20 protein-coding genes and 1 pseudogene are annotated in these 21,868 nt (G+C 63.8%); 9 read left to right on the forward strand and 12 right to left on the reverse strand.

Annotation, left to right across the window (positions count from 1 at the left end; genetic code table 11):
- Positions 1-26: 26 nt before the first annotated feature.
- Both VKP01_RS04485 and VKP01_RS04490 read right to left on the reverse strand, forming a co-directional pair.
- Positions 27-1,070, reverse strand: a complete 1,044-nt coding sequence (locus VKP01_RS04485) for a sodium:calcium antiporter (RefSeq protein ID WP_324410675.1) — start codon at positions 1,068-1,070, stop codon at positions 27-29.
- Positions 1,071-1,097: 27 nt separating this feature from the next.
- The gene (locus tag VKP01_RS04490) at positions 1,098-1,748 is read right to left on the reverse strand and encodes an exopolysaccharide biosynthesis protein (RefSeq protein ID WP_324410677.1); all 651 of its coding nucleotides are present in this window, start codon (positions 1,746-1,748) and stop codon (positions 1,098-1,100) included.
- A gap of 649 nt (positions 1,749-2,397) precedes the next feature.
- Between VKP01_RS04490 and VKP01_RS04495 the strand changes: the two genes are divergently transcribed.
- From VKP01_RS04495 to VKP01_RS04520, 6 genes are all read left to right on the forward strand, one after another.
- Complete coding sequence (locus tag VKP01_RS04495) at positions 2,398-3,225, forward strand: bacteriorhodopsin-like (protein WP_324410679.1); 828 nt, start codon at positions 2,398-2,400, stop codon at positions 3,223-3,225.
- A 290-nt stretch (positions 3,226-3,515) separates the two neighbouring features.
- The gene (locus tag VKP01_RS04500) at positions 3,516-4,322 is read left to right on the forward strand and encodes a polyprenyl synthetase family protein (RefSeq protein WP_324410713.1); all 807 of its coding nucleotides are present in this window, start codon (positions 3,516-3,518) and stop codon (positions 4,320-4,322) included.
- Entirely contained in the window at positions 4,312-5,817 is a 1,506-nt protein-coding gene (crtI, locus tag VKP01_RS04505; RefSeq protein ID WP_324410681.1) for a phytoene desaturase family protein, read from the forward strand. Before VKP01_RS04500 ends, crtI begins: the two co-directional genes overlap by 11 nt.
- A complete protein-coding gene (locus VKP01_RS04510) occupies positions 5,814-6,692 on the forward strand; it encodes a phytoene/squalene synthase family protein (RefSeq protein WP_324410683.1) in 879 nt (292 codons plus the stop codon). The genes crtI and VKP01_RS04510 overlap by 4 nt, the downstream gene beginning before the upstream one ends.
- Complete coding sequence (locus VKP01_RS04515; protein ID WP_324410685.1) at positions 6,685-7,788, forward strand: lycopene cyclase family protein; 1,104 nt, start codon at positions 6,685-6,687, stop codon at positions 7,786-7,788. Before VKP01_RS04510 ends, VKP01_RS04515 begins: the two co-directional genes overlap by 8 nt.
- Positions 7,785-8,657 (forward strand): Brp/Blh family beta-carotene 15,15'-dioxygenase, encoded by an 873-nt coding sequence (locus VKP01_RS04520; protein WP_324410687.1) that lies wholly within the window; start codon positions 7,785-7,787, stop codon positions 8,655-8,657. Before VKP01_RS04515 ends, VKP01_RS04520 begins: the two co-directional genes overlap by 4 nt.
- A gap of 93 nt (positions 8,658-8,750) precedes the next feature.
- Here VKP01_RS04520 and VKP01_RS04525 read toward each other — a convergent pair whose 3' ends face one another.
- The 6 genes from VKP01_RS04525 to VKP01_RS04550 form a co-directional block, all read right to left on the reverse strand.
- Positions 8,751-10,406, reverse strand: coding sequence for an ABC transporter ATP-binding protein (locus tag VKP01_RS04525; RefSeq protein WP_324410689.1), 1,656 nt, complete (start codon positions 10,404-10,406; stop codon positions 8,751-8,753).
- Positions 10,403-11,266 carry a metallophosphoesterase family protein gene (locus tag VKP01_RS04530; protein WP_324410691.1) on the reverse strand — a complete coding sequence of 288 codons (864 nt, stop codon included), beginning with the start codon at positions 11,264-11,266 and terminating at the stop codon, positions 10,403-10,405. The genes VKP01_RS04525 and VKP01_RS04530 overlap by 4 nt, the downstream gene beginning before the upstream one ends.
- Before the next feature lie 73 nt (positions 11,267-11,339).
- Positions 11,340-12,908 carry an ABC transporter substrate-binding protein gene (locus VKP01_RS04535; RefSeq protein WP_324410693.1) on the reverse strand — a complete coding sequence of 523 codons (1,569 nt, stop codon included), beginning with the start codon at positions 12,906-12,908 and terminating at the stop codon, positions 11,340-11,342.
- Between the two features lie 62 nt (positions 12,909-12,970).
- A complete protein-coding gene (locus VKP01_RS04540) occupies positions 12,971-13,861 on the reverse strand; it encodes an ABC transporter permease (RefSeq protein WP_324410695.1) in 891 nt (296 codons plus the stop codon).
- Positions 13,858-14,790 carry an ABC transporter permease gene (locus tag VKP01_RS04545; RefSeq protein ID WP_324410697.1) on the reverse strand — a complete coding sequence of 311 codons (933 nt, stop codon included), beginning with the start codon at positions 14,788-14,790 and terminating at the stop codon, positions 13,858-13,860. The genes VKP01_RS04540 and VKP01_RS04545 overlap by 4 nt, the downstream gene beginning before the upstream one ends.
- Entirely contained in the window at positions 14,784-15,563 is a 780-nt protein-coding gene (locus tag VKP01_RS04550) for an HAD-IIA family hydrolase (protein ID WP_324410699.1), read from the reverse strand. Before VKP01_RS04550 ends, VKP01_RS04545 begins: the two co-directional genes overlap by 7 nt.
- Before the next feature lie 106 nt (positions 15,564-15,669).
- Here VKP01_RS04550 and VKP01_RS04555 point away from each other — a divergent pair, with 106 nt between their 5' ends.
- Entirely contained in the window at positions 15,670-16,572 is a 903-nt protein-coding gene (locus VKP01_RS04555) for a LysR family transcriptional regulator (protein WP_324410701.1), read from the forward strand.
- A gap of 319 nt (positions 16,573-16,891) precedes the next feature.
- Here the strand turns inward: VKP01_RS04555 and VKP01_RS17385 are convergent, their stop codons facing one another.
- Complete coding sequence (locus VKP01_RS17385; RefSeq protein WP_422662589.1) at positions 16,892-18,022, reverse strand: SDR family oxidoreductase; 1,131 nt, start codon at positions 18,020-18,022, stop codon at positions 16,892-16,894.
- A gap of 201 nt (positions 18,023-18,223) precedes the next feature.
- On the opposite strand from VKP01_RS17385, the gene egtB reads away from it, so the two are divergent.
- Positions 18,224-19,474, forward strand: a complete 1,251-nt coding sequence (gene egtB, locus VKP01_RS04570; protein WP_324410705.1) for an ergothioneine biosynthesis protein EgtB — start codon at positions 18,224-18,226, stop codon at positions 19,472-19,474.
- Position 19,475: 1 nt separating this feature from the next.
- The gene (gene egtD, locus VKP01_RS04575) at positions 19,476-20,450 is read left to right on the forward strand and encodes an L-histidine N(alpha)-methyltransferase (RefSeq protein WP_324410707.1); all 975 of its coding nucleotides are present in this window, start codon (positions 19,476-19,478) and stop codon (positions 20,448-20,450) included.
- A gap of 113 nt (positions 20,451-20,563) precedes the next feature.
- Here the strand turns inward: egtD and dctP are convergent.
- The 3 genes and pseudogenes from dctP to VKP01_RS04590 form a co-directional block, all read right to left on the reverse strand.
- Positions 20,564-21,160, reverse strand: a pseudogene (dctP, locus tag VKP01_RS04580) (TRAP transporter substrate-binding protein DctP); the annotation flags it as partial.
- A 15-nt stretch (positions 21,161-21,175) separates the two neighbouring features.
- Positions 21,176-21,613 (reverse strand): hypothetical protein, encoded by a 438-nt coding sequence (locus VKP01_RS04585; RefSeq protein WP_324410709.1) that lies wholly within the window; start codon positions 21,611-21,613, stop codon positions 21,176-21,178.
- A 60-nt stretch (positions 21,614-21,673) separates the two neighbouring features.
- Positions 21,674-21,868: TRAP transporter large permease subunit (locus tag VKP01_RS04590; RefSeq protein WP_324410711.1), on the reverse strand; the 195-nt coding region annotated here is incomplete at its 5' end.

Below are 21,868 nucleotides of genomic sequence, written 5' to 3' on the forward strand. Positions count from 1 at the left end.
CACTGAATTGCCTTGCGACCGGCGGATCAGCCATTCAGCACGATGGCCTGCAACACCACCGCGCCCACATAGATCATCAGGAGAAGCGTGCTTTCGAGCCCGATGCTGATCGGTCCCTTGCGTTCGCGCATCAGCAGCCCGGCCGTCAGGATCACGGTCATCAGGATCGAGACGACGACCCAGAAGTAATCGGCCATGCCGATGGCGTGATACAGCGAGCCGTCGCGATAGGAGACATCCGCAGCGGTCAGGAACAGCGTGTCGAAGGTATTGCCGCCGATGATTCCTCCGACCGCCAGCTGCAACGCGCCACGCCGCACGGCGGCCAGCGTCGTCACCAGTTCCGGAAGCGACGTCGTGACGGCGGTCATGAGGGCGCCGACGAGAGACGCGGACAGATCGAAGCGTATGGTCATTTCGGCTGCGATTTTCGCGATCGCCCAGCCGGCACAGCCCATGATGCCCATGAAGACGAAGAACATCGCAAACAGCCGCTGGGTCGACTGCTTGCGCGCCGCGTCGCTTTCCTCTTCCGGGAAGTCGTCTCGTGTCTCGCTCGTGGAAACCGGGTGCCACATCGGCGTCTCGCGCACGATCCGGCTGGCGACAAGGGAACCAGCATAAACCAGCGGAATGAGGAATGAGACCGGATGCACCGCGAAGATCGTGAACTCCGGCAGCACCATCGCGCTCAGGGGCAATGCCAGCAGGCCGATCAGAACCAGTGCCTGGAAGATATTGGCGAGTTCGGCGGCGGCGTGTTCGAGATTGGCCTTGCGATAGGTCACATCCGCGATCGCGAGAAAGGCCGTCTGCACGGCGATTCCGCCGATGCTGTTGGAGAAGGCCAGCGAGGCGTGACCGTCGAAGGCCGCCGTGATCGAGACGATCGTGCCGCTGAACGATGTGGCGGCGCCCAGCAGCACGCCCCCGGCGATGGCCTCTCCGAGGCCGGTCCTGTCGGCCAGCCTGTCGGCGAGGATCGTGAGCCGCAGACCGCTGAAGAAGATGATTGCCGCTGCCAGGGCAAAGCTGGCCAGCAATGCGATCATGGGCCATTGCGCGAGCATGATGTCTCCTGCCGCCTTTCCCGTGCGTCAATCCAGCGCCTCGGCGACGGTGATCCCGAAGGTCAGGGCGAGGGCGAGCACGAGGGCGAGCATGCCGGTTCCGAGCAGGACGAATAGACCGTCATTGGTCATGATGCTCAGGGAAAACATCAGCACGATCACCGCCAGCAATGTCGAGGAGAATGGTACGATCTCGAAAATCGGCATGCAGAGTCCGGCGATCAGACAGATGACGAGACGCGGCTTCAGCATCCTGTCGCTGACGAGGAACGCAAGCCGCCCGCCACGGGTGAAACGCTCCAGAAAATCCGCCGCCCGTTTCATCCAGCGCAGTGCGGTTGCGAGGCGCTTGCCGGGGATCTCGCGCCGCATCAGGAAATCCGGCAGCCAGAGCTCGCTCTTGTTCATGAGCAACTGCGTCGAGAGCAGGACGATGACGAGGCCGCTGATCGATGAAAAGAACGGAACGCCGCTGATCGGCGACACGATCATCAGCGCCAGCAGCGTCAGGGCTGGCAGCAAGGCGGCCTGACCGGCGACTTCGACGACCGCGCGCATGCTGACACGCTTACGGCCCACGAGGGATTCGAGGCGCGAGACCAGAACACTCAGCGATAGCTGCTGCGAGAGGTCGTCATTTTGCTGCGGTACCGGCAGGCCGGAATCATGGCTTGACATGGTGGGCTGATTTCCTCGCGAGAGCGCCAGCGGCGCGCTGAATTCCTGAAGCACGATTTTATAACGCATGCCGACCGGACGGAGTCAGGGCAGGCGCCCGAAAAAGATGTGCGACGCATCGTTTTCTCTGTCAGCGGGTGCCCGGCTGACGGAACGAAACGCCAGCCGTTGGTTCCACCTGCCGCGTTGTCCCTGCGCATCCGCATGGGCCAAAGGGTCATCCAGCGGCTTGAATACGCTTGCGATTGGCTCCGGGCGCGGAGCAGCAGATACCCGCGTCATGGTGCGTCGTCCGACAAGCAAGCCATTATCGTACCACGCGCATGGCTGGCAAGTGAACGCCGCGATTTCCGCAGATCGATCCGTTGATGCAAGAGCCGGCGGCCCGGAATGGCGCGGTGCGCGCGCCCGTCGCAAATGAACGGCGCGACGCCGATACGAGCGCGCGCAGCAACATTTCGTCGCAGGCGTTCTTTATGGAGTATCTGTGCCAAACCGTCGCAGATTATGGCAATTTCTGGAACGTGCCACAATTGATTTTGTGCCGCGCGGCGGAGGCCGTGGGCGCGCTCAAGCAATTCTCGCCAGTTGCTTTGACCAAGCTCCATACAAGCAAAGTTGTATGGAAGAACCTCTGGGAGGGTATACAATGGAACTGGGATCACTCACGATTGGGCAATATGAGTTTGTCCAGAACGCATTCTCGTTTGGTTTGGCCGTAATGGCCGCAACCACGTTGTTTCTCTGGTTTTCTCGGGGTCTTGTTACGCCGAATTACAGAATGGCGATAACGATATCAGGCCTCGTCACTGCCATTGCAGGGTATCACTATCTTCAGATCATGCTGTCATGGCAATCAGCATTTGCTGTTACTGTAGATACGATAGAAACCACCGGATCGCCATTCAACCAGGCGTACCGCTACGTTGATTGGTTGTTGACTGTTCCGCTTCTTCTCGTCGAACTCATCCTCGTGATGAAGCTTGCGCGCGGCGAGACCATCTCCAAGAGCGTGTGGCTCGGTGGCGCGGCGGCCTTGATGATCATCCTCGGATATCCCGGCGAAGTGGCGGATACCGCAGGTGTCAGGTTCACCTTCTGGGTCCTGTCGATGATCCCGTTCCTCTACATCGTCTATCAGCTGGTGATCGGCCTTCGCGGCTCGATTGACAAGCAGCCGGAGAACGTTCGTGGGCTGATCAACGGCGCTGCCTATCTGGTTGTCGTGTCGTGGCTGTTCTACCCGATCGTCTTCCTGTTCCCGCTCATCGGTCTCACCGGGGGTGCGGCAATCGTGGCTGTCGAGGTCGGTTACACCATTGCCGATATCGTGGCGAAAGCCGTATTCGGGCTTCTGATCCTGGCAATCGCGATCCGCAAATCGGAAAACGAGACCGGCGAAAGGGTTGCTGTCCCGGGCACCGGAACTGCGAAAGAACCGAGCAGTGCCGGCGGATCCGCCAAAACAGCGAAATAAGGCCTGCATCGCTCGCCAGACCAGTCTGGCGAGCGATGTTTCATCCGGGCTTCGACAAGACGTCAACGTCAGAACAGAATTTTGCCGAATATGTATCTCGTTCATCCAAAGTCATCATGCGTTGAAAATCGTCATGCCGGCCAGATTCAGCGAAACGGTTTTCATTCTGGGGATATTTCACAACAAGAAGACATTTGGTTTGTTCTCTCGCGGGTGGAAGGCACGAAATGAAACACGATAACAGTTTCGCTGTCGACGTTATGCCGTCGGTCGAGATCAAGATGCGGGCGATGCTGGGCGATGGAACCGCTGCATCGCATGCATGTCGTCACCTTGATGCTGGAGGGAACAGGGTGCGCGCGCGGCTCGCCCTCGACACCGCGCGTATTCTGGGCCTGCCGGAAAACGCAAGCATCGCCGTCGCTGCTGCGTCGGAGCTGCTTCACAATGCTGCGCTCGTGCATGATGACTTGCAGGACGGCGACACCATGCGTCGCGGGCAGCCTGCGATCTGGGCCCGTTGCGGCGCCGCTTCTGCATTGTGCGCCGGGGATTTGCTGTTGTCAGCCGCTTACGCTGCGCTCGCATCTGCCGCGACATCGCGCACGGGTCGCGTTGTTGCAGTCATGCATGAAGCGGTAACCGACACGATCGCCGGTCAGGTCGATGATCTTGCCGCAACATCGGACTTGTCGTTCGAGCGCGCCATCGACATTGCCGGCGCGAAATCGGGGCCATTGATCGCTCTCCCCGTGCGGCTTTCCCTGATTCTTGCCGATATCGAAGACGACCGCCACGTCATACCTGCTGCCACGCTTCTGGCATCGGGCTATCAGATCGCCGATGATCTGTCCGATCTGGAAGGGGACCGGCTGGCGGGAAGGACAAACATCGTCGCGACCCTGATCAATGCCGGCCATTCCGTGGGCAGCGCGCGGGCGACGACGCTCGCATATGCGCGTGCCCAGCTCGCTGCTTCACGGGACGCGGCCCGGAACATTCCCCGAAACGCAGGCATCCCGCTCGCGGCACTGGCGGATCGCGTCGAAACCGGCCTTGCCGGGATGCACCTCGAGGAGGCCGATCATGCGACATGAAACGCGCTTCTCCACTGCGCATGCCATCGTGGCCGGCGCCGGTTTCGGGGGGATTTCTGCGGCCTTGCGCCTGCGTGCGCTGGGTTATTCCGTGCATCTCATCGATCGTTGCCCGCGCCTCGGTGGTCGCGCACAGGTCTTCGAGAAAGACGGGTTCCGGCACGATGCGGGGCCGACGGTTCTGACGGCACCTCGGCTCTTCGAAGAGCTTTTTGCCCTGTTTGGCAAAGTCATCGGCGATTACGTCACGCTGGTCCAGCCCGACCCGTGGTATCGTTTCCGGTATCCTGACGGTGAAACCTTCGATTACGGGCCGACCGAGGCGCGTACCGAGGCCGAGATCGCGCGTTTGTCACCCGATGACGTCGAGGGCTATCGGCGCATGGGTGCGTGGTCAAAGCGGATTTATGATGTCGGCTTTACGAAGCTTGCCTCCGCGCCCTTTCATTCGCCGGCATTCATGGCGCGACAGATACCGGAGCTGATCCGGCTGCGAGGCTATGAGAGCGTCTGGCAGATGGTTTCGCGCCATCTCAAGGATGAGCGGATAAGGCGCGCATTCTCGATCCAGCCTCTTCTGGTCGGCGGCAACCCGTTCGACACGACCGCGATCTACGGCATGATCAACTATCTCGAACGCGAACATGGTGTCTGGTTCGCCATGGGCGGCACCGGTGCCCTCATCGATGCGCTGCACCGGCTCATGACCGAACAGGGCATTAAGATATCGTTGGGGACCACGGTCGAGCGGATAACCGTGAACGGCAACCGGGCCACCGGAGTCGATCTGGATGACGGTCGCCACCTGCCCGCCGACATCGTCGTCTCCAACATGGACCCGATGCATGTCTATCGGGAAATGCTGCCCGGGAAAGTGCAGTCCACAGTGGCACGCCTGCGTCAGAAGACGGCGCGCCTGTCGATGGGGCTCTACGTGTTGTATTTCGGCGCCCGCAAAACCTGGCCGGACGTCGCGCACCATACCGTCTGGTTCGGCGAACGCTATCGCGAGCTCTTGGCCGACATATTCCACCGCAAACACCTGGCGGAGGATTTTTCGCTGTATGTCCATCGTCCGACAGCGACGGACCCGTCCTTCGCACCGCAAGGATGCGACAGCTTCTACGTGCTCTGTCCGGTGCCCAACCTGTCCGGCGGGCAGGATTGGGCCATCGAGGGGCCACGCCTGCGCGACCGCATCGTCGCGGCGCTGGATGCGACCATGCTGCCGGGGCTGGCCGACACGATCACCGCCGAATTCGCCATGACTCCGGAAGATTTTCGCGACGATTATCTGTCGGTCGACGGGGCCGGATTTTCGCTTTCACCGGATTTTACCCAATCAGCCTATTTCCGTTTCCATAACCGCGGCGAGGGCGTGAAGGGGCTCTACTTCGTCGGTGCCGGTACGCATCCCGGTGCCGGGCTTCCGGGTGTGATCTCCTCGGCCAAGGTGCTCGACCAGCTGCTGCCGAAGGTGGAGGCGGGCGCATGACCGGAGCGGAAGCAGAAGCGATCATGGCACGACATGCACGCAGCTTCGCACCGGCGGCGCGCCTTCTGCCCCGTGCCGACCGGTCGAGAGTCGCACAACTCTATGCGCTTTGCCGGTTCGTCGATGACCTCGCCGATGAAGACGGAAGCGACGCTGCTGCGGCCCGCCTTGCCGAAATCAGTCGCGCCCTGCGTCATTGGGGCTCGGCGGGTCATGACGCCGATCCGATCGTGGACAGGGCGAGCACGCTGTTTGCTGGACGTCCCTGCGGCCTGAACGCTTTCGCCATGCTGGTGGATGGCGTTCGTGGTGATATCGGCGAGGTCCGGATTGCGGATTACGCTGCCCTCGATGGCTATACCCATGCCGTTGCAGGCACGGTCGGCATCATGATCGCTGATCTTTTCGACGTCGAAAAACGTTTTCACGGCGCCGCAGCGGATCTTGGCAAGGCCATGCAGCTGACCAACATCTGCCGGGATGTGGCCGAGGACGCCCGCGCCGGGCGGCGTTATCTGCCGGCTGCGCTGTGTCGCTGGCAGCCGGCTGACATTGCAGATCCCACGCCACGCATTCGCGCCGATATCCGCGCAGCGGTCGCCACGCTCCTGCACCGCGCGGAATACCTCTATGCGTCGGGGCGTACCGGTCTTGGTGCCCTTCCCCTGCGCCTCAGGCTTTCCGTCGCAGCATCTTCCGCCATCTATCGTGGTATCGGCGCGGAGCTGCGTGAACGTGATTGCGACCCCCTGACCGGGCGCGTTTTCGTCGCCGGTCCGCGCAAGCTGCGACTGGCATGCGGCGCGGTTCTGGCGCTTGCCTGGCAGGGCGTGGCGGGAACCGGATCCGTGCGGGCGGGAGACGTGCATGCCTGATGTCGATGTGGCCATTCTCGGGGGCGGATGCGCAGGGCTGAGCCTGGCCGCAAGACTTGCGCCGACAAGGCTGTCCTTTCGCGTCATAGAGCCGCGTCATCGATATGACGATGACCGGACATGGTCTTTCTGGCGGACGGGCCCCGATCCGTTTGAGGATTGTGTCCGCGCCAGCTGGACGCGCTGGACCGTATCAGGGCCGGGCGGGGCCGTCCTGCGGGGCTCGCGCCGGTTTCCCTACCAATCCGTCGCTTCCGGCGCCTTCTACGATCGGTCCCTGGCTCTGATCGACGATGCGCGCAGCGGGAATATCGTGCTTGGATCGACGGCGGGATCGGTCAGACCGAAGGACGGCGGCATCTGGATCGAGACGTCGGATGGCGGTTTCAGTGCCCGCCATGTATGCGATGCGCGCCCGCCTGCGCGCCGCCCCGCCTACGGCCAGTTCTTCGTGGGGCGCGAAATCGTCACCGCGCAGGCGGTCTTCGATCCCGATACCGTGCCGTTGATGCATTTCAGGCGCGGCTACAGCACGGGTGTCGATTTTCTCTACATTCTGCCCTTCGCCAGGGATCGCGCCCTGATAGAGGTGACGTCCTTCGCCCCCGAGCCTCCGGAGCGAGCGGGCATGCATGCCTGGCTGGACGCGGAAATCGTCGCTCTGGGGGCTTGTGACCATGATGTGGTTCGCGAAGAGGCCGGCGCCCTTCCGATGGAGGTCGGCTATCGGGCACCGGAGGTCCCCGGCATTTGCCATATCGGCCTTGCAGGAGGAGCGGCGCGCCCGTCGACGGGATACGCTTTTCAGCGCATCCAGATGCATGCGGATCACGTCGTGGCCCAGCTTCTGCGCGGGGAGAGGCCGCGTATACCACAAGACAGTGCCGTCAGCCGCTTCATGGACCGGGTCTTCCTGCGGGTTCTCGCGGCTGCGCCGGAACGGGGGCCGGCCCTGTTCGAGACCCTGTTTCGCAACACGCCGGCCGATCGGCTCGAGCGCTTTCTGTCGGGATCGACCCGCAGCGATGATCGTCTTTCGGTGATGTGGGCGCTGCCCTCCATGCCGTTCCTGCGCGCCGCATCGGGCCTGACATGACCCTTGGCCGGTCTGTCCAGAGCGGGATATTCCTCGCGGGCCTGCTTGTGCTGGCGGCGCTCAACATGGTCTTTGCGCCGGGTCCCCTGACGCAGGCACTTCTGCTTGCGCCGGCGGTCGCGCTGCTCGGGCTGCCGCACGGTGCGCTGGATCTGCCAATGGCCCGCGTGCTGTGGCCGCTGACCGGAGCGGCTGATCATATGCTGTTTTATGGTGCTTATATCGGCATTGCCGGCGCAGTCGCGGCCTTGTGGTGGCTTGCCCCCGGATTGGCCTTGATCGCTTTTCTGGCGTACTCGGCTCTGCATTTCTCGGGCGACTGGGAGATGGACGGGCTGCTCTTGCGTATTGCAGCCGGGTTATCGGTCATCGGAGCCCCGGCGCTGTTTCATGTCACGGATGTCGTGGCGATCCTTTCCGTGCTGACCGATGGCGCCTTTGCCGAGCCGATAGCATATGCCATCGCCGTGGCCGGACTGATCGGTGCAAGCCTTGGCCTGATTGCGCTCCTGCAGCTGTCGCGGCACGCGCGCGGAGCGCTGCTCGAACTGGCCGGAATCTGGATGGGGGCGGCAATCCTGCCGCCGCTTTTGTACTTCATCGCCTATTTCTGTCTGCTTCACTCGCTGCGACACATGCGCGACACGCTGCAGGCATTGCCGGAGCGCGCGGCCGCCTTACGCGCGGCGGCGGGTATCATGGTCGCATCTGTGCTCGGCGCGAGCCTTGCATTGGGCCTGTTTCTGCGTGTTGACGGGGCTGATCTCGAAAGCTCTGTCCTGCGTGTCGTGTTTATCGGTCTGGCGGCACTGACGGTGCCTCATATGCTCCTTGTCGAGCGTTTTCGGCACCGGAGGCTTTCCGCGTGATCCGGCGGGAAGGATGCCTATCGGCTGCCGGTGCCCACCTGACGGAATGCTGATCGAGCGTGCCGCCGACCGGTATCATCGCCGGACTGACCCTCAACCCACCAGGCTCTGCCTCTCTGGCATGGCTGCAACAGCTGGCGTGATACGCCCAGGCACCGCTGCGATCAGGGTCTTCGTATACTCCTCGCGCGGGTCGCCGATGATCGCATCCGTGGGCCCGGTCTCGACGATCCGACCGGCGCGCATCACGGCTATGCGGTGGCACAGGCGCTCGACCACGGCGAGATCATGGCTGATGAAGAGACAGGAGACCCCCAGCCGCTGCTGCAGCGCCTGCATCAGCTCGGTGATCTGCCGGGCAATGGAGACATCGAGCGCAGCGACCGGTTCGTCGGCGATGATCAGTTTCGGCTGGACGGATAATGCGCGCGCGATGCACAGCCGCTGCCGCTGGCCGCCGGAATACTGGTGCGGATAGCGGTCGAGATATTCGGCTCCGAGTCCGACCTGCTCGAGCAGCGCCGCTGCCATGTCGCGCCGGTCGCCTCGTGCGACAGTGGCGTGGATGCAGGCCGGTTCGGTAATCAGATCCCAGGTCGGCAGGCGCGGATTGAGCGAGGCGAACGGATCCTGGAAGACCATCTGCACCTTGCGCCTGACCGGAAAAAGCCGGCGCTCGGAGAGGCGGGTGATGTCCTGGCCGTCAATCGTGATCTTGCCCGATGCCACGGGCGTGAGGCGCAGGATCGCCCGCGCGATCGAGGATTTGCCGCAGCCCGATTCGCCGACCAGCCCGACGCTCTCCCCCTGCGCGACGTGGAACGAGACGCCATCCACGGCCCGGGTTCGTGTTCGCGCCGCCAGCGGATGCGGTCGGCGTCCGGCATAATCGACGACGAGATCGTCGAGCGCCAGTGCCGGCGGGCGATCTGTTTCCGGCAGCAGGGCGGGGGCGCCGGCGCCAAGCCGGGGCGCGGCATCGACGAGCATCCGGGCATAGGGCTCCTGCGGGGCGGTGAGAACACGGCGCGCGGGGCCCGTCTCGACAAGACGCCCGTGGCGCAGGACGCCGATGCGATGCGCCATTTCGGCGACGACACCCATATCATGGGTGATGAAGAGCACACTCATCCCCTGTTCCGCCTGCAGGTCACGGATCAGGGCGAGGATCTCGGCCTGCGTCGTCACGTCGAGTGCGGTGCTCGGCTCGTCGGCGATCAGGAGACGCGGATTGCAGGCGAGCGCCATGGCAATCATCACCCTCTGGCGCTGGCCGCCGGAGAGCTCATGCGGATATTGCGACAGCCGCGCCGCTGCCTGGGGAATCCGCACCCGTTCGAGCTGTTCGACGGCCTTGTGCTGCGCCTGCGCCGGGCTGACGGGCTCATGCCGCAGGATGGTCTCGGTCAGTTGCCGCCCGATGGTCAGGACCGGGTTGAGCGCCGTCAGCGGCTCCTGGAAGACCATGGCGATGTCGCGTCCGCGCACCGCCTGCATCTGCTCGTCGGAAAGCGCCGTGAGGCAGACCGGCGCCTCCTTGCGAAAGACGATGCGCCCATGCGTGATGCGCCCGCCCTCCCGCTCGATGAGGCGCAGGATAGCGAGCGCCGTGGCCGATTTTCCCGAGCCCGATTCCCCCACCAGCGCAAAGGTTTCATGGTGCCCGATCTCGAAACTGATACCGCGCACGGCCTGTGTCGCGCCGAACGCGATATGGAGATTGTCGATGCTCAGGAGTGATGACGTCATGATGCGACCCTCTCGCTGTCGGCGGCATGCGCTTCACGCGGCCATTGCATCACGGGCTTCCAGCGCGTTGCGGCAGGGGCAAAGCGCGCCTCGAACGGATCGAGCCCGAAGACCTGCCAGCGGATATCGTCGCCCAGCGTGATCACCCCCCAGGCGCCTGCCGGCTCGCCGGATGTGGTGAAGCTCTCGGTGAGGGATTGCTGGGTGAGATAGGTGATGCCGTCATCCGCAGCGAGCGTATTCCAGTGGACATGGCCGGAAATCGCGGCGACGGGCACGCGCGCCTCGCCCAGAGCCCGGCGCATCGCGGCTGCCTGCGGGAAGGCCCCGCATTGGGGCATGTTCTCGAAATAGAAGTTGCCGGTCATCGGATGCGGCGAGACAGGCGTGTGGCTCGCGATCAGGAGCGGACGGGTCGCCTGTTTCGCGACATCGGCGAGCCAGGTGAAGTCATCATCCTTGAGCGCCAGACCGCGGATCCCGTCATTGCGCGTCGCCGGATCGGCCTGCCAGAGGACGAGATCCCAGGCGCCGAGCGGAACGATGCGATGTCCGGCCTCATGCCCCAGGATCCGGGCGTTGTCGGCGCGGTCGAGATGGATCAGGTCGTGATTGCCGTCGAGGTGGTGGCGCGGCATGGCGAGGCCGTCGAGCAGCCGCGCGACCTCTGCCATATTGTCATGATCGGTGGCCGGATCGACGTCGGAAATCCGGTCGCCCAGCTCGAGCACCGCATCGACGCCCTGTTCGTTGGCGAAACGCACGAATTCCGCCGTCAGCGCCAGGGCGGCATCGCCGCGCTTGGTCTGTGTCGGCGGCCCGTGATGGATATCGGTGATGATGGCGAGGCGAAGGGTCATGATCTGTCTCTTCATTCCGGAATGACGGGAGATGGGATCGCGCCGCCCCGGCCGGGGCGGCGCGATCGTCGTGTCAGGACTCGTTCTCGCTGATACGCCCGGCGCGGAAGTCGAGCACGTAGGGGATATGCGTGGCAGCGGGCGCCCAGTCGATCTCGGCGCGCATGCCCCAGGCCTCGAACGGGCGGTAGAGCGGCAGCACGGGCGGATCGGCGGCGATGCGGTCCATCAGTTCCGCATAGGCCGCGCGGCGGGTCGGGGTATCCTCCGAGAAGCGGAAGCGCTCCCAGGTCTCGGCATAGGCCGCATCCGTGTTGAACCGCTCGCAGCTTTCCGAGGGCCCGCCCGGCGCCCACATCACGCCGAAGGAGCCGAAGGGATCGGCGAAATACATCGGGTTCGACCAGGTCCGGGTCATCATCTCCGACGAGCAGCCGGTCCAGCTCTCGCGCGGGTTGATCACGCCGTTGATGCCCACAGCGTCCCACATTTCCATGATCGCCTGGGCCGCGAGCAGGTCATTGGTGTAATACGAGGGCGAATGGATGTCGTAGGTGATCTCGGCACCGTCATAGCCGGCTTCTTCGAGCAGGCGGCGCGCTTCCTCCGGATCGTGGCGGAAGGTTTCGAGCTCGGGCATGTAGAGATCGCCGAATTCCTCCATCGTGTGGGACGACGGCACCTCGGCCATGCTGAGCCAGAGCGCTTCGTTGAGAAGATCGCGGTCGATCGCGAGGCTGAGTGCCTGGCGGATGCGCGGATCGGCGATTTCGGGATGGTTCACGTTCATGATCATGACGTGGAACAAGGGCGTCACCGATCCCTCGGTCTTGAAGGCCGGGTCGCTCTCGATCAGAGCGATCTGGTCGGGGGCGATATTGGTGATGATGTCCACCTCGCCCGAGCGCAGGGCCGTGACGCGGCTCACGGTCTCGGGGATGCGGGTGACGATGACGCGCTCATAGGGGGCTGGCTCGCCCCAGAATTCCGCGTGGCGCTCATAGACGATACGCTCGCCGGGAATGAACTCGGCGATGCGGTAGGGGCCGGTTCCGACGGGCGCGAGGCCGAAAGCCTCGTAGGCCGCGATCTCGTCGGCTTGCGGATGCCCGGCGAGGCCCATCAGATAGGCCTGCGGCACGATCATGGTTTGCTGCATCGAGAGCAGGGTCTCGAAGAGCGGCTCGGGCTGGGCGGTATAGACACGCACCTTGCCGTCCGGGCGCAGTTCGGCGCGGGTGAAATTGCCCAGACGGTCGCGCTTGCGCACCATGTAGGGCGGATAGGTCGGGGAGAACATGCGGTTGAGCGAGAAGACGACGTCATGCGCCGTCATCTCGGTCCCGTCATGGAAGACGACGTCCTCGCGGATGGTGAATTCGATCACCTGCGGCGAGATCTGCTCCCATTCCGTGGCCAGCGCGGGCACGAAATCGCCGTCGCCGGCATGATCACGCGCGATCAGCGTGTCGAAGGCGTTGTAGTAGAATTGCGAGCCGACATTCGAGTGATCCTGGCCGGGATCGAGATAGTTCGAGACGTTCTGGGCGCCGACGCGCAGTTCCTGGGCCAGCGCCGGCGAGAGGCCGGGTAGCATGGCGAGGCTCAGCGCGAGGGCCGTCCCTGTGAGAAAGCGTTTCATGGTCTTGCTCCGAATAGCCGTGTTGCAGGTCTTTAGGGGCGGCACCGTGCCGCCGTTTCGCACTACCGGTCGCGCAGGCGGACATCGGCGCGATCCCGCAGGAAATCGCCGAGGATCTGCACGACCAGGGTGACGAGGAGGATCAGGAGAGCCGGCGTGATCACCAGCCAGGGTGCGTTCGGCATGTAGGCGCGGCCATGGCCGACCATTGAACCGAGTGTCGCCGTCGGCGGTCGTACGCCGAGCCCGAGGAACGACAGCGTACTCTCCAGAAGAACGATGGTGGCAAAGCTCAGCGCGAACATCACCACGAGCGGGGAAACCAGGTTGGGCAGGAGGTGCTTGACCGCCAGCCGCCAGGGAGAGGCGCCGGCCGCGCGCGCCGCCTCGATGAAGGGCTGGTCGCGCAGCTTGATCACCTCGCCGCGCACCACGCGCCCGAAGGTCTCCCAGCCGGCAATGCCGAGTACCAGCACCAGCACGATCAGATCACCGCCGAACAGGGCGACCGCGAGCAGCGCGATCAGGGTGAATGGCACGGCGATCTGGATGTCGATCAGCCCGGAAATGAGATCGTCCACGATGCCGCCGACGAGACCGGCGATCAGGCCGAGCGTGAGGCCGAGCAGCATGCCGAGCGTCGCGCCGGCAAGGGCGAGGCCGATGGTCAGGCGCAGGGCATGCAGTGAACGCGAGAGGATGTCGCGACCCAGCTCATCCGTGCCCAGCCAGTAGCCGGAAACGGCACGGTCGAAACCCAGAGGCGGGCGCAGGCGCGCCAGCAGGCTCTGCGCATTCGGATCGACCGGCGCGATATAAGGGGCGAACAAGGCCGCTGCGAGCAGGGTGAGCCCCAGGATGAAGGCGCCGCGTTCGAGCAGGCCGGCATCGTGCCACAGGGCGAGCGGGCCGCCGGACCCGCCCCGGGAGGGGATTGCGATCGGTGTCGTCATGATGTCCGCGCTCCCAGCCGCACGCGCGGATCCACCAGCGCGTAGGCGATATCGGTGAGGATGTTGATGACGATGACGGCGCTCGCCACGGCGAGGACACCGAATTGCAGGACCGGGTAATCGCGCCTGATCGCCGCCGTGACGAGGAGATCGCCGATGCCGCGCCAGGAGAAGACGGTTTCGATCACCACGGCACCCGCAGAGACCAGGGCCGTCACCATCAGGCCGAAGACGGAGAGCACCGTGATGAGAGTGTTGCGCATGGCATGGCGCGTGATCACGGTTCGCTCGGGCAGCCCCTTGGCCCGCGCCGTGCGCAGGTAATCCTGGCCGAGAACGTCGAGGGTTGCGTTGCGGGTGTAGCGGATCAGCGCCGCGATATAGGTCAGCGAGAGAGCCGTGACCGGCATGATGAAATGCGCCCAGCTGCCGTTGCCCGCGCTCGGGAGAAGCCGCAGCCAGTAGGAGAAGACGAGCAGCAGCAGCGTCGCCATCACGAAATTGGGCGTGGCGTAACCGATGAAGGCGCCGGTCATCACCGCCTTCGCTCCGTTCGACCGGCGCCGGATCGCGGCATAGACGCCGGCGGGGATGGCGATCACGAGGGTGACGAGGATGGCCGTCCCGACCAGTTGCAGGGTCGGTCCGACCCGCTCCAGGAAGATCGTGGTGACTGGGCGGCGCTCGATCAGGGAGAGGCCGAACTCGCCCTCGATCATGCCGCGCAGGAAGCGCCAGTACTGGGTGACCATGTCCTCGCGCAGGCCGTAATAGACGATCAGCTCGGCCCGGCTCTGGGCATCGAGCGCGTCACCGCCGATGAAGTCGATGGCATCGCCGGACATCCGGGTGGCGAAGAAGACGATGGTGACGATCACGAAGAGCGTCACGGCCATCTTGGCGAGGGCACGCAGGAGAAAGATCAGCATGAGGTTCTCTCCGTGGCACGCGCCACCGGCTCCATGATCGCGGCGGCACCTTGTGCGGGATCGACCTGGATGAAGGCGATGCCGAGCGCACGGGCGCCGCGCCCGTCAGTCGCGTCGTTGTCGCCGATCATCACGGCGTCGGATGCGTGCAATCCGGCCCGGGCGAGGGCAATGTCGAACAGGGCAGGTGCCGGTTTGCCGAGGCTCTCGAACGGGTGATCGGGCAGAACGGCATGGATGGCGGCGAGCAGGGCGCCGGTCTCGGGGACGGCATCGCCTTCCGCAGAAGGGTGATGCGTGTCGGGATTGGCGACGACGAGCCGCGCGCCCGCCTGCAGCTGGCGCAGGGCCCGGGCGAGGCTTGCATAGGTCATGCCCGTATCACGGCAGAGCACGACCGTGTCGGGATCATCGTTCGTCAGGCGCAGGCCGATCCCTTCCGCAAAAGCGGCCATGACCGGCGCGGCGTGCAGCGCGATCGCCGGCGCCGGCTTCACATGCGCGAGACGCCGCAGCGTCTCGGCGCCGGCGAGGATGATCCGCTGCGCCGATACCGCAATGCCGAGACGCTCCAGCCGCAGGGACAGGCTCTCGGGCGTATCGGTGGAATTGTTCGACACGATCCAGAGCCGGTCGCGGTGCTGCGCGATGAAGGCGGGGATTCCCGGCAGCACGCGGTCACCACAGATCAGGCATCCGTCGAGATCGCACAGGATCGCCTTCGCCGTGGCGATGCGGGATGTGTCGGGAAAATCGTCGTGCGGTCGCTTCATGCCTCGTCCCTTTCGATGCGGAGACGATGGGCTGCGGCTTTGACATTCCTGTTACAGACGAAAGCTAGACTTTCATCCGCGTTAAGAACTTGTTTGGAATCGCGCCATGAAACCCTCACCGGCTGCGCGGCGGGCCTTGCAGGCCGTCGCCCTGAAGGGCTCCTATGCAGCCGCTGCACGCAGTGTCGGCGTTTCGCAGCCTGCGATCACGCAGCAGATCCGCGAACTGGAGCGACAGAGCGGCGCCATCCTGTTCGAGCGCTGTGACGGGCGTCTGATACCGACACCGTTCTGCTCGGAACTGGTCGGCCTGTTCGAGGAAATCGAGCACCTCGAGGCCCGGGCGGAGCAGGTTCTCGCGCGCCGGCGTGCCACCTCGTCGGGCCTGTTGCGCATCGGTCTGGGCAACGCCATGCCCGGGATGGCCCTGATCGGCGCCTTTCAGCGTGGTTATCCCGGCGTGCAGATCGAGGTGGTCTCGCACGATTATGCCGGTATCATCGATGCGGTGGTGGAACGGCGGGTCGATATCGGCATCCTGCCCAATCTGCCGCCGGATCAGCGCTTCGAGCGCGAGACCCTGATCGAGCAGGAAGTCGTCGCCATCGCGCATCCGGGTGATCCGATCGCGCGGTTCGACAATGTCGATTGCCAGCAGCTGGCCCGGCTGCCGCTGCTTTTCCGCAGCAGCGGCTCTTCGACACAACGGCTCGTCGACAGTGCATTCCGCAAGGCCGGATTGTCGCCCAGGCCACGCCTCGTCCTGGATACGCGTGACGCGGTCTACGAAGCGGTCGTCAATCGGATGGGAATCGGCTTCATGTGGCGCCACGGGACGGGGCGGACGGATGCCATCCGGCGCATCAGCGTGATCGGTATCGCTCCGCCCTGCGCTGAATCGGTGTTTCGCCTGCAGGGTCCCGCCGACATACTCGTCACCGCCTTCTTCGCCGCCGCACGCGCCTTCCATCGGGACGGGCGCGTCAATGCGATCTCCGGGCTTGGGTGAGGCGCATGCCGAGGCTGCACTGGTTTCACGCCTGCCTGCACCAGGGTAAGCACGAAGCAGTCTTTTGCCTCTTCAGGATCAAAAATCCCCTGTCCAGTATCTGTCGCCACAAAAGCGATGTCCAACTGATCCATAAGCAAGTGTACGGGTCAAATAATTCAAATGGCTGGCTCAATCATCTGGAAGGGCGCAAGTATGAGTCGCAATAGTGTCACCTGAAACGCCACACGCGCGATCAACCGTCGACGGCTGCTGCAGATTGCCGGCGCGGCTCACCGCGCCCCCTTCATTTGCGACCGGCCTCACCCGCAACGCGTTCTCACTGTGTCGGCATCAGGAAAATCTCGTTCACGGCACAGCGCGGATCGGATTCGAGGGCAAAGAGCGCGGCCCGGGCGACGTCCTCGGGCTTCAACTTGTCCGGCTTGGGCTCGTCGAAGAATGGCGTATCGACCATGCCCGGCGCGATAACCGTGCACTGCCCCCCGAAAAGTTTCATCTCCTCGGAAAGATTGCCGCCATATCCGTGCACGAACCATTTCGAGGCGCCGTAAACCGATCCCGGGATGTGGCGTCGCCCCGCAGCTGATCCGGTCAGCAGGAGATGTCCCGCCCGCTGCTTCAGATGCGGCATCGCCGCTTTCACGGTCCAGAGAACTCCCAGAATGTTCACCCGGACCATTCGCTCCCATTCTTCCGGGTCGCCCGCATCGGTCCCGGCCGCCGACAGCCCCATGCCGGCATTGGCGAAAACCGCATCGATTCCACCGGTCTTGCTCGCGAATTCCGCCATCATTGCTTCCAGGTTCTTCAGATCCGTCACGTCCCCCGTCAGGACGACGGCCTGTTCGCCGAGTTCGTCAACGAGAGCCTTCAGCTTGCCTTCGGATCGCGCAAACAACCCGACATGCCAGCCCTGTGCGACTGCCGCACGCGCCGTCGCCGCTCCGATGCCGCTCGAAGCGCCGGTAATGAAAAGTGCCTTGCTCATGTCGGGTCCTTGTTCTGCGAAACGTTGATAGGCGGTCAATGATTTCGCGGCGGTTTGGTTGCGTCCCGTCCCGTCCTCCTCGCCCGGTCCGTTCCGAGGATGAGCGCGCCGGTGCGCTCGCCTGGTGAAACGCTCCTGCCCGACGCATTTCACCGCAACACTCACGCGGGAAGGGAACGCTTGGCCCTCGCGCTTGCTCACAAGCACGTCGACACGGGCATGATCTGCATCAACTCTTTCGGTGCCGCCGATCCCAATATGCCGTTCGGTGGGGTCAAGGATTCCGGATACGGTGGTGAACACGGGGGCATTGGCATGCAGGAATTCGTCAACGCGAAATCGATCTTCCTGCCCTGAGGCTCGCCCCCGGAATCCTCCGGATGCGTTTCCAGAAAAGCTTTCAAAAGATGTAAAAGCGGCATGCTCCGCCGCTGCGAAACAGGCACCGACCTTGTGCATCAGGAAAAATCGGAGCCGGCACCAGACTACAATTACGCTGCGACATTCTGCATGGATTGACATCAATCGACCAGCAGTGGTCCGTTGTGGCTCCGCCTCATAACGTGATCGCCGAGTCATCCCGTGGAACCGGGACGTTGTTGAATGCATTTGCGTCGTGCCCTCGGGGAGACGCGCAGCAGGAAGAGGAGCCGCTTGAAGATGAACAGCACCAAAGCCGCCGCCATCGGCCCCGATGAGGCCATCGCGTTCTTCACCGATACACGCGCACAGACCGAGGCGCTCGTCGCGCCTCTCGTGCCGGAAGATCTGATGCTGCAGTCGATGGAGGATGCCAGCCCCGCCAAGTGGCATCTCGCGCACACGACATGGTTCTTCGAAGAGTTTGTCCTGAGACAGTATCTTCCGGATTATCGCGCGATCGATGACCGCTTCGCCTTCCTGTTCAACTCGTATTACGTGCAAGCCGGCCCCCGCCATGCCCGTGACAAGCGGGGCATGATTTCCCGTCCCGACAACGCGGCGGTCATGGCCTATCGCGCCCATGTCGACGAGGCGCTCGGGACCTTGCTCGGCGCCGACCGCGATGACAGCGACGAGATCGCGGAACTGGTGGAACTCGGCTGCCATCACGAGATGCAGCATCAGGAACTGCTCGTGACCGATCTGCTGCACGGTCTCTCCCATAACCCGCTGCTGCCTGCTTATCGCGCCCCGGAGCCGATGCCGGTCACCGGCGAGGTGGCGCTGGAATTCACCCGGCACGAGGGTGGCCTCGTCGAGATCGGCCATGACGGAAACGGCTTCGCCTATGATTGCGAGGGGCCGCGCCACAAGACCTGGCTCGAGCCGTTCGCGATCGCGCAAAGGCCGGTGACGAACCGCGACTGGATCCGGTTCATGGAGGATGGTGGCTATGAAAACCAGGCGCTCTGGCTGAGCGACGGCTGGGCCTGCCGCCAGCGCGAGGCCTGGGACACGCCGCTCTACTGGTGGCAGCAGGACGATGCCTGGTGGAATTTTACCCTGCGTGGACCCCAGCCCATCAATCCGGATGCGCCGGTATGCCATGTCAGCTATTACGAGGCCGACGCCTTCGCCCGCTGGGCCGGCGCGCGTCTGCCCACGGAGGCGGAGTGGGAGGTCGCGTTCCGCAAGCGGCCCATAACCGGTAATTTTCTCGAAAAATCGCAGTTCCGACCGCTCCCCGGCAACGGGCCCTGGGGCGATGTCTGGGAGTGGACGCAAAGTCCGTTCACTCCCTACCCGGGCTTTCGCCCGCCGGAAGGCGCGATCGGCGAGTACAATGGCAAGTTCATGGTCAACCAGCTGGTCTTGCGCGGCGGCTCCTGCGCCACGCCCGCCGCACAGATGCGCACGAGCTACAGGACGTTCTTCTATCCGCACCAGCGCTGGCAGATGATGGGCCTGCGGCTGGCCAGGGACCTTTGAGATGGACAGGATATCGGGCATGGACGAGACGGTGACGCAAAATACCGAACTCCTGAGGGAGGCCCTCGCGGGGCTTCGCGCCACCCCGAAGGAACTGCAGCCGAAATGGTTCTACGACAGCCGGGGCAGCGCCTTGTTCGAGGAGATTACCGCACTTCCGGAATACTATGTCACCCGGACGGAGCGCGCCGTCCTGCGCGACAATGTCGGGGTGATCGGGAATTACGTGCCAGAAGCGACGGCGTTGGTCGAACTCGGCAGCGGCGCCAGCACGAAGACCCGCATCCTGCTAGATGCGCTGGACGCGGTCACCACCTATATCCCGGTCGATATCTCGGAGGACTTCCTCAGATCCGTCGCGCAGGATATTGATCGCAGCTATCCGGCCCTCGAAGTCGTCCCGCTTGCCGGCGACCTGATGGAAGACCTGACCCTGCCCGGCGTCGTGGCCGGGCGGCCCGTCGTCGGCTTCTTTCCCGGCTCGACCCTGGGCAATCTGGAGCCCCCCGAAGCACGTGCCCTGCTGCGCCGGGTGCGCAACTGGCCCGGCATTGCCGGCCTCATACTCGGCATCGATCTCGTGAAGGATTCGCGGGTTCTCGTGCGGGCCTATGACGACGCGCAGGGGGTGACCGCCGCGTTCAACCGCAACATCCTCGCCCGGCTCAACCAAGAGGCTGGCGGAACCTTCGACCCGGACAGTTTCGAGCATGAGGCACGCTGGAATGCGGAAAAGTCACGCATCGAGATGCATCTGGTGAGCAGCATCAATCAGGAGGTTCAGCTCGGCCCGGAAACCGTGTCATTCAAGGCCGGCGAAAGCATCCACACCGAAAACAGCCACAAATACACCCGCAAGAGCCTGACGGAGATGGCGGCGGCGAGCGGCTGGGCGGTCGCGGAGTTCCTGACAGACGACGAGGCCTGGTTCGCCGTGGCCGTGCTGAGGCCGGACGACGTGCTGATGACGGGTTAGAACTCCCAGCCCGACAGACTCGGGTCGCAAAGCGCTCTGAACCGCGGCGATGTGATTGCGACATCCATCGCGCCCGGCATCATCACAATGCGCCGGGCGTGAATGTGATCACTTCAGTTCTCGACGCCGAGTTCAGCCGCGATGCGTTCGATCTCGGATTCGTAGAAGGCCAGGGCCGCCACGCCACCGACACCGCGTTCATTGGCGGCCTCGATCCATTCGGCACGGATGAAGGCCAGGGCTTCGCTGACTTCTTCCTGCAATTCCGGCGGGAGGTCGAAGAATACGGTGCCGCCCTCTTCAAGCTTGCCGATGGCTTCTTCTTCCTCCGATTGCCACATCTCGGCAAAGCGGCGCACCAGCGCTTCGCCGCTGAGCGCATCCAGCGCCGCCTTGTCGGCATCGGAAAGCTGCTCATAAGCCGCTTCGCTCATCACCACATATTGGCTCGAATGGGCAAAGCCGCCGGGGATGATCGAGGCATGGGTGAGATATTCGGTGAGGTTGAAGTTGTAGACCGTCTCCAGCAGCTGGAACATGCCGTCGATCACGCCGCGCGAGATCTGCTCATAGGCATCCGTGACCGAGGAGGAAATCGGCACCATGCCGAGCGTGGTCGTCACCTGCTTGACGACGGGGCCGGGCACACGGATGCGCTTGCCTTCGACCGCATCCATGCTGGTGAGCAGGTCACCGTTCATGGTCAGCTGATAGGGGCCGTTCGTCTACAGGCCGAGCAGGCGCGTGCCCTCGTGCTCGTTCGCATCCATGAAGAAACGCTCATAGGTGTTCCAGTAGGCCAGCGAATTGACCACGGCGTGGTTGTGGGTGAGCGGCAATTCACCGAGCTGGGTCAGGACGAACCGCCCCGGTGTATAGCCGTGGACCGAGAAGGCGAGATCGGCGACCTCGTTGGCGACGAGATCGAAATGGCCGGGCGGGGGACCCAGCGCCGGCATGACCTCGACGCTGACGCGGCCCTCGGTCGCCTCGCTGAGCTCCTGCCCCCAGGGCTCAATCACCCGGGTGATGATCGGATGCGTGGCGGGCACCCAGTTGGAGTAGCGCAGGACGATGTCCTCCGCCTGGACCGAGCCGCCTGCGCCGAATACGGCAAGGGCGAGCCCGGCTGCGGAGCCTGTCAGGAATTGTCTGATATGCATGTCTTTATCCCCTTTGTTGTTGTTGGTGGTGTTGGTGTGCCTTGCGAATCCGCCCGCGCGTCACATCAGTGAGGGCAGGAACAGGGCGATCCCCGGAAAAGCGATTACGAGGATCAGTTTGACGATGTCGGGCACGAGAAAGATCAGCACCCCGGCGAAAAGTGTGCGCAAACCGATATGCGGCAGGACCGAGCGGAGCATGTAGACGTTGAGCCCGATCGGCGGCGAGATGAGCGCGATCTCCACCACCATCAC

It is taken from the genome of Saliniramus sp., from assembly GCF_035311605.1.
Taxonomy (GTDB): Bacteria; Pseudomonadota; Alphaproteobacteria; order Rhizobiales; family Beijerinckiaceae; genus Saliniramus.

What these genes read in the sequence shown, in the direction of transcription:
- VKP01_RS04485 (WP_324410675.1), bottom strand. Translation starts at nt 1,070, where the DNA reads ATGCTCGCGCAATGGCCCATGATCGCATTGCTGGCCAGCTTTGCCCTG.
- VKP01_RS04490 (WP_324410677.1), bottom strand. Translation starts at nt 1,748, where the DNA reads ATGTCAAGCCATGATTCCGGCCTGCCGGTACCGCAGCAAAATGACGAC.
- VKP01_RS04495 (WP_324410679.1), top strand. Translation starts at nt 2,398, where the DNA reads ATGGAACTGGGATCACTCACGATTGGGCAATATGAGTTTGTCCAGAAC.
- VKP01_RS04500 (WP_324410713.1), top strand. Translation starts at nt 3,516, where the DNA reads ATGCTGGGCGATGGAACCGCTGCATCGCATGCATGTCGTCACCTTGAT.
- crtI (WP_324410681.1), top strand. Translation starts at nt 4,312, where the DNA reads ATGCGACATGAAACGCGCTTCTCCACTGCGCATGCCATCGTGGCCGGC.
- VKP01_RS04510 (WP_324410683.1), top strand. Translation starts at nt 5,814, where the DNA reads ATGACCGGAGCGGAAGCAGAAGCGATCATGGCACGACATGCACGCAGC.
- VKP01_RS04515 (WP_324410685.1), top strand. Translation starts at nt 6,685, where the DNA reads ATGCCTGATGTCGATGTGGCCATTCTCGGGGGCGGATGCGCAGGGCTG.
- VKP01_RS04520 (WP_324410687.1), top strand. Translation starts at nt 7,785, where the DNA reads ATGACCCTTGGCCGGTCTGTCCAGAGCGGGATATTCCTCGCGGGCCTG.
- VKP01_RS04525 (WP_324410689.1), bottom strand. Translation starts at nt 10,406, where the DNA reads ATGACGTCATCACTCCTGAGCATCGACAATCTCCATATCGCGTTCGGC.
- VKP01_RS04530 (WP_324410691.1), bottom strand. Translation starts at nt 11,266, where the DNA reads ATGACCCTTCGCCTCGCCATCATCACCGATATCCATCACGGGCCGCCG.
- VKP01_RS04535 (WP_324410693.1), bottom strand. Translation starts at nt 12,908, where the DNA reads ATGAAACGCTTTCTCACAGGGACGGCCCTCGCGCTGAGCCTCGCCATG.
- VKP01_RS04540 (WP_324410695.1), bottom strand. Translation starts at nt 13,861, where the DNA reads ATGACGACACCGATCGCAATCCCCTCCCGGGGCGGGTCCGGCGGCCCG.
- VKP01_RS04545 (WP_324410697.1), bottom strand. Translation starts at nt 14,790, where the DNA reads ATGCTGATCTTTCTCCTGCGTGCCCTCGCCAAGATGGCCGTGACGCTC.
- VKP01_RS04550 (WP_324410699.1), bottom strand. Translation starts at nt 15,563, where the DNA reads ATGAAGCGACCGCACGACGATTTTCCCGACACATCCCGCATCGCCACG.
- VKP01_RS04555 (WP_324410701.1), top strand. Translation starts at nt 15,670, where the DNA reads ATGAAACCCTCACCGGCTGCGCGGCGGGCCTTGCAGGCCGTCGCCCTG.
- VKP01_RS17385 (WP_422662589.1), bottom strand. Translation starts at nt 18,022, where the DNA reads ATGCACAAGGTCGGTGCCTGTTTCGCAGCGGCGGAGCATGCCGCTTTT.
- egtB (WP_324410705.1), top strand. Translation starts at nt 18,224, where the DNA reads ATGAACAGCACCAAAGCCGCCGCCATCGGCCCCGATGAGGCCATCGCG.
- egtD (WP_324410707.1), top strand. Translation starts at nt 19,476, where the DNA reads ATGGACAGGATATCGGGCATGGACGAGACGGTGACGCAAAATACCGAA.
- VKP01_RS04585 (WP_324410709.1), bottom strand. Translation starts at nt 21,613, where the DNA reads ATGCATATCAGACAATTCCTGACAGGCTCCGCAGCCGGGCTCGCCCTT.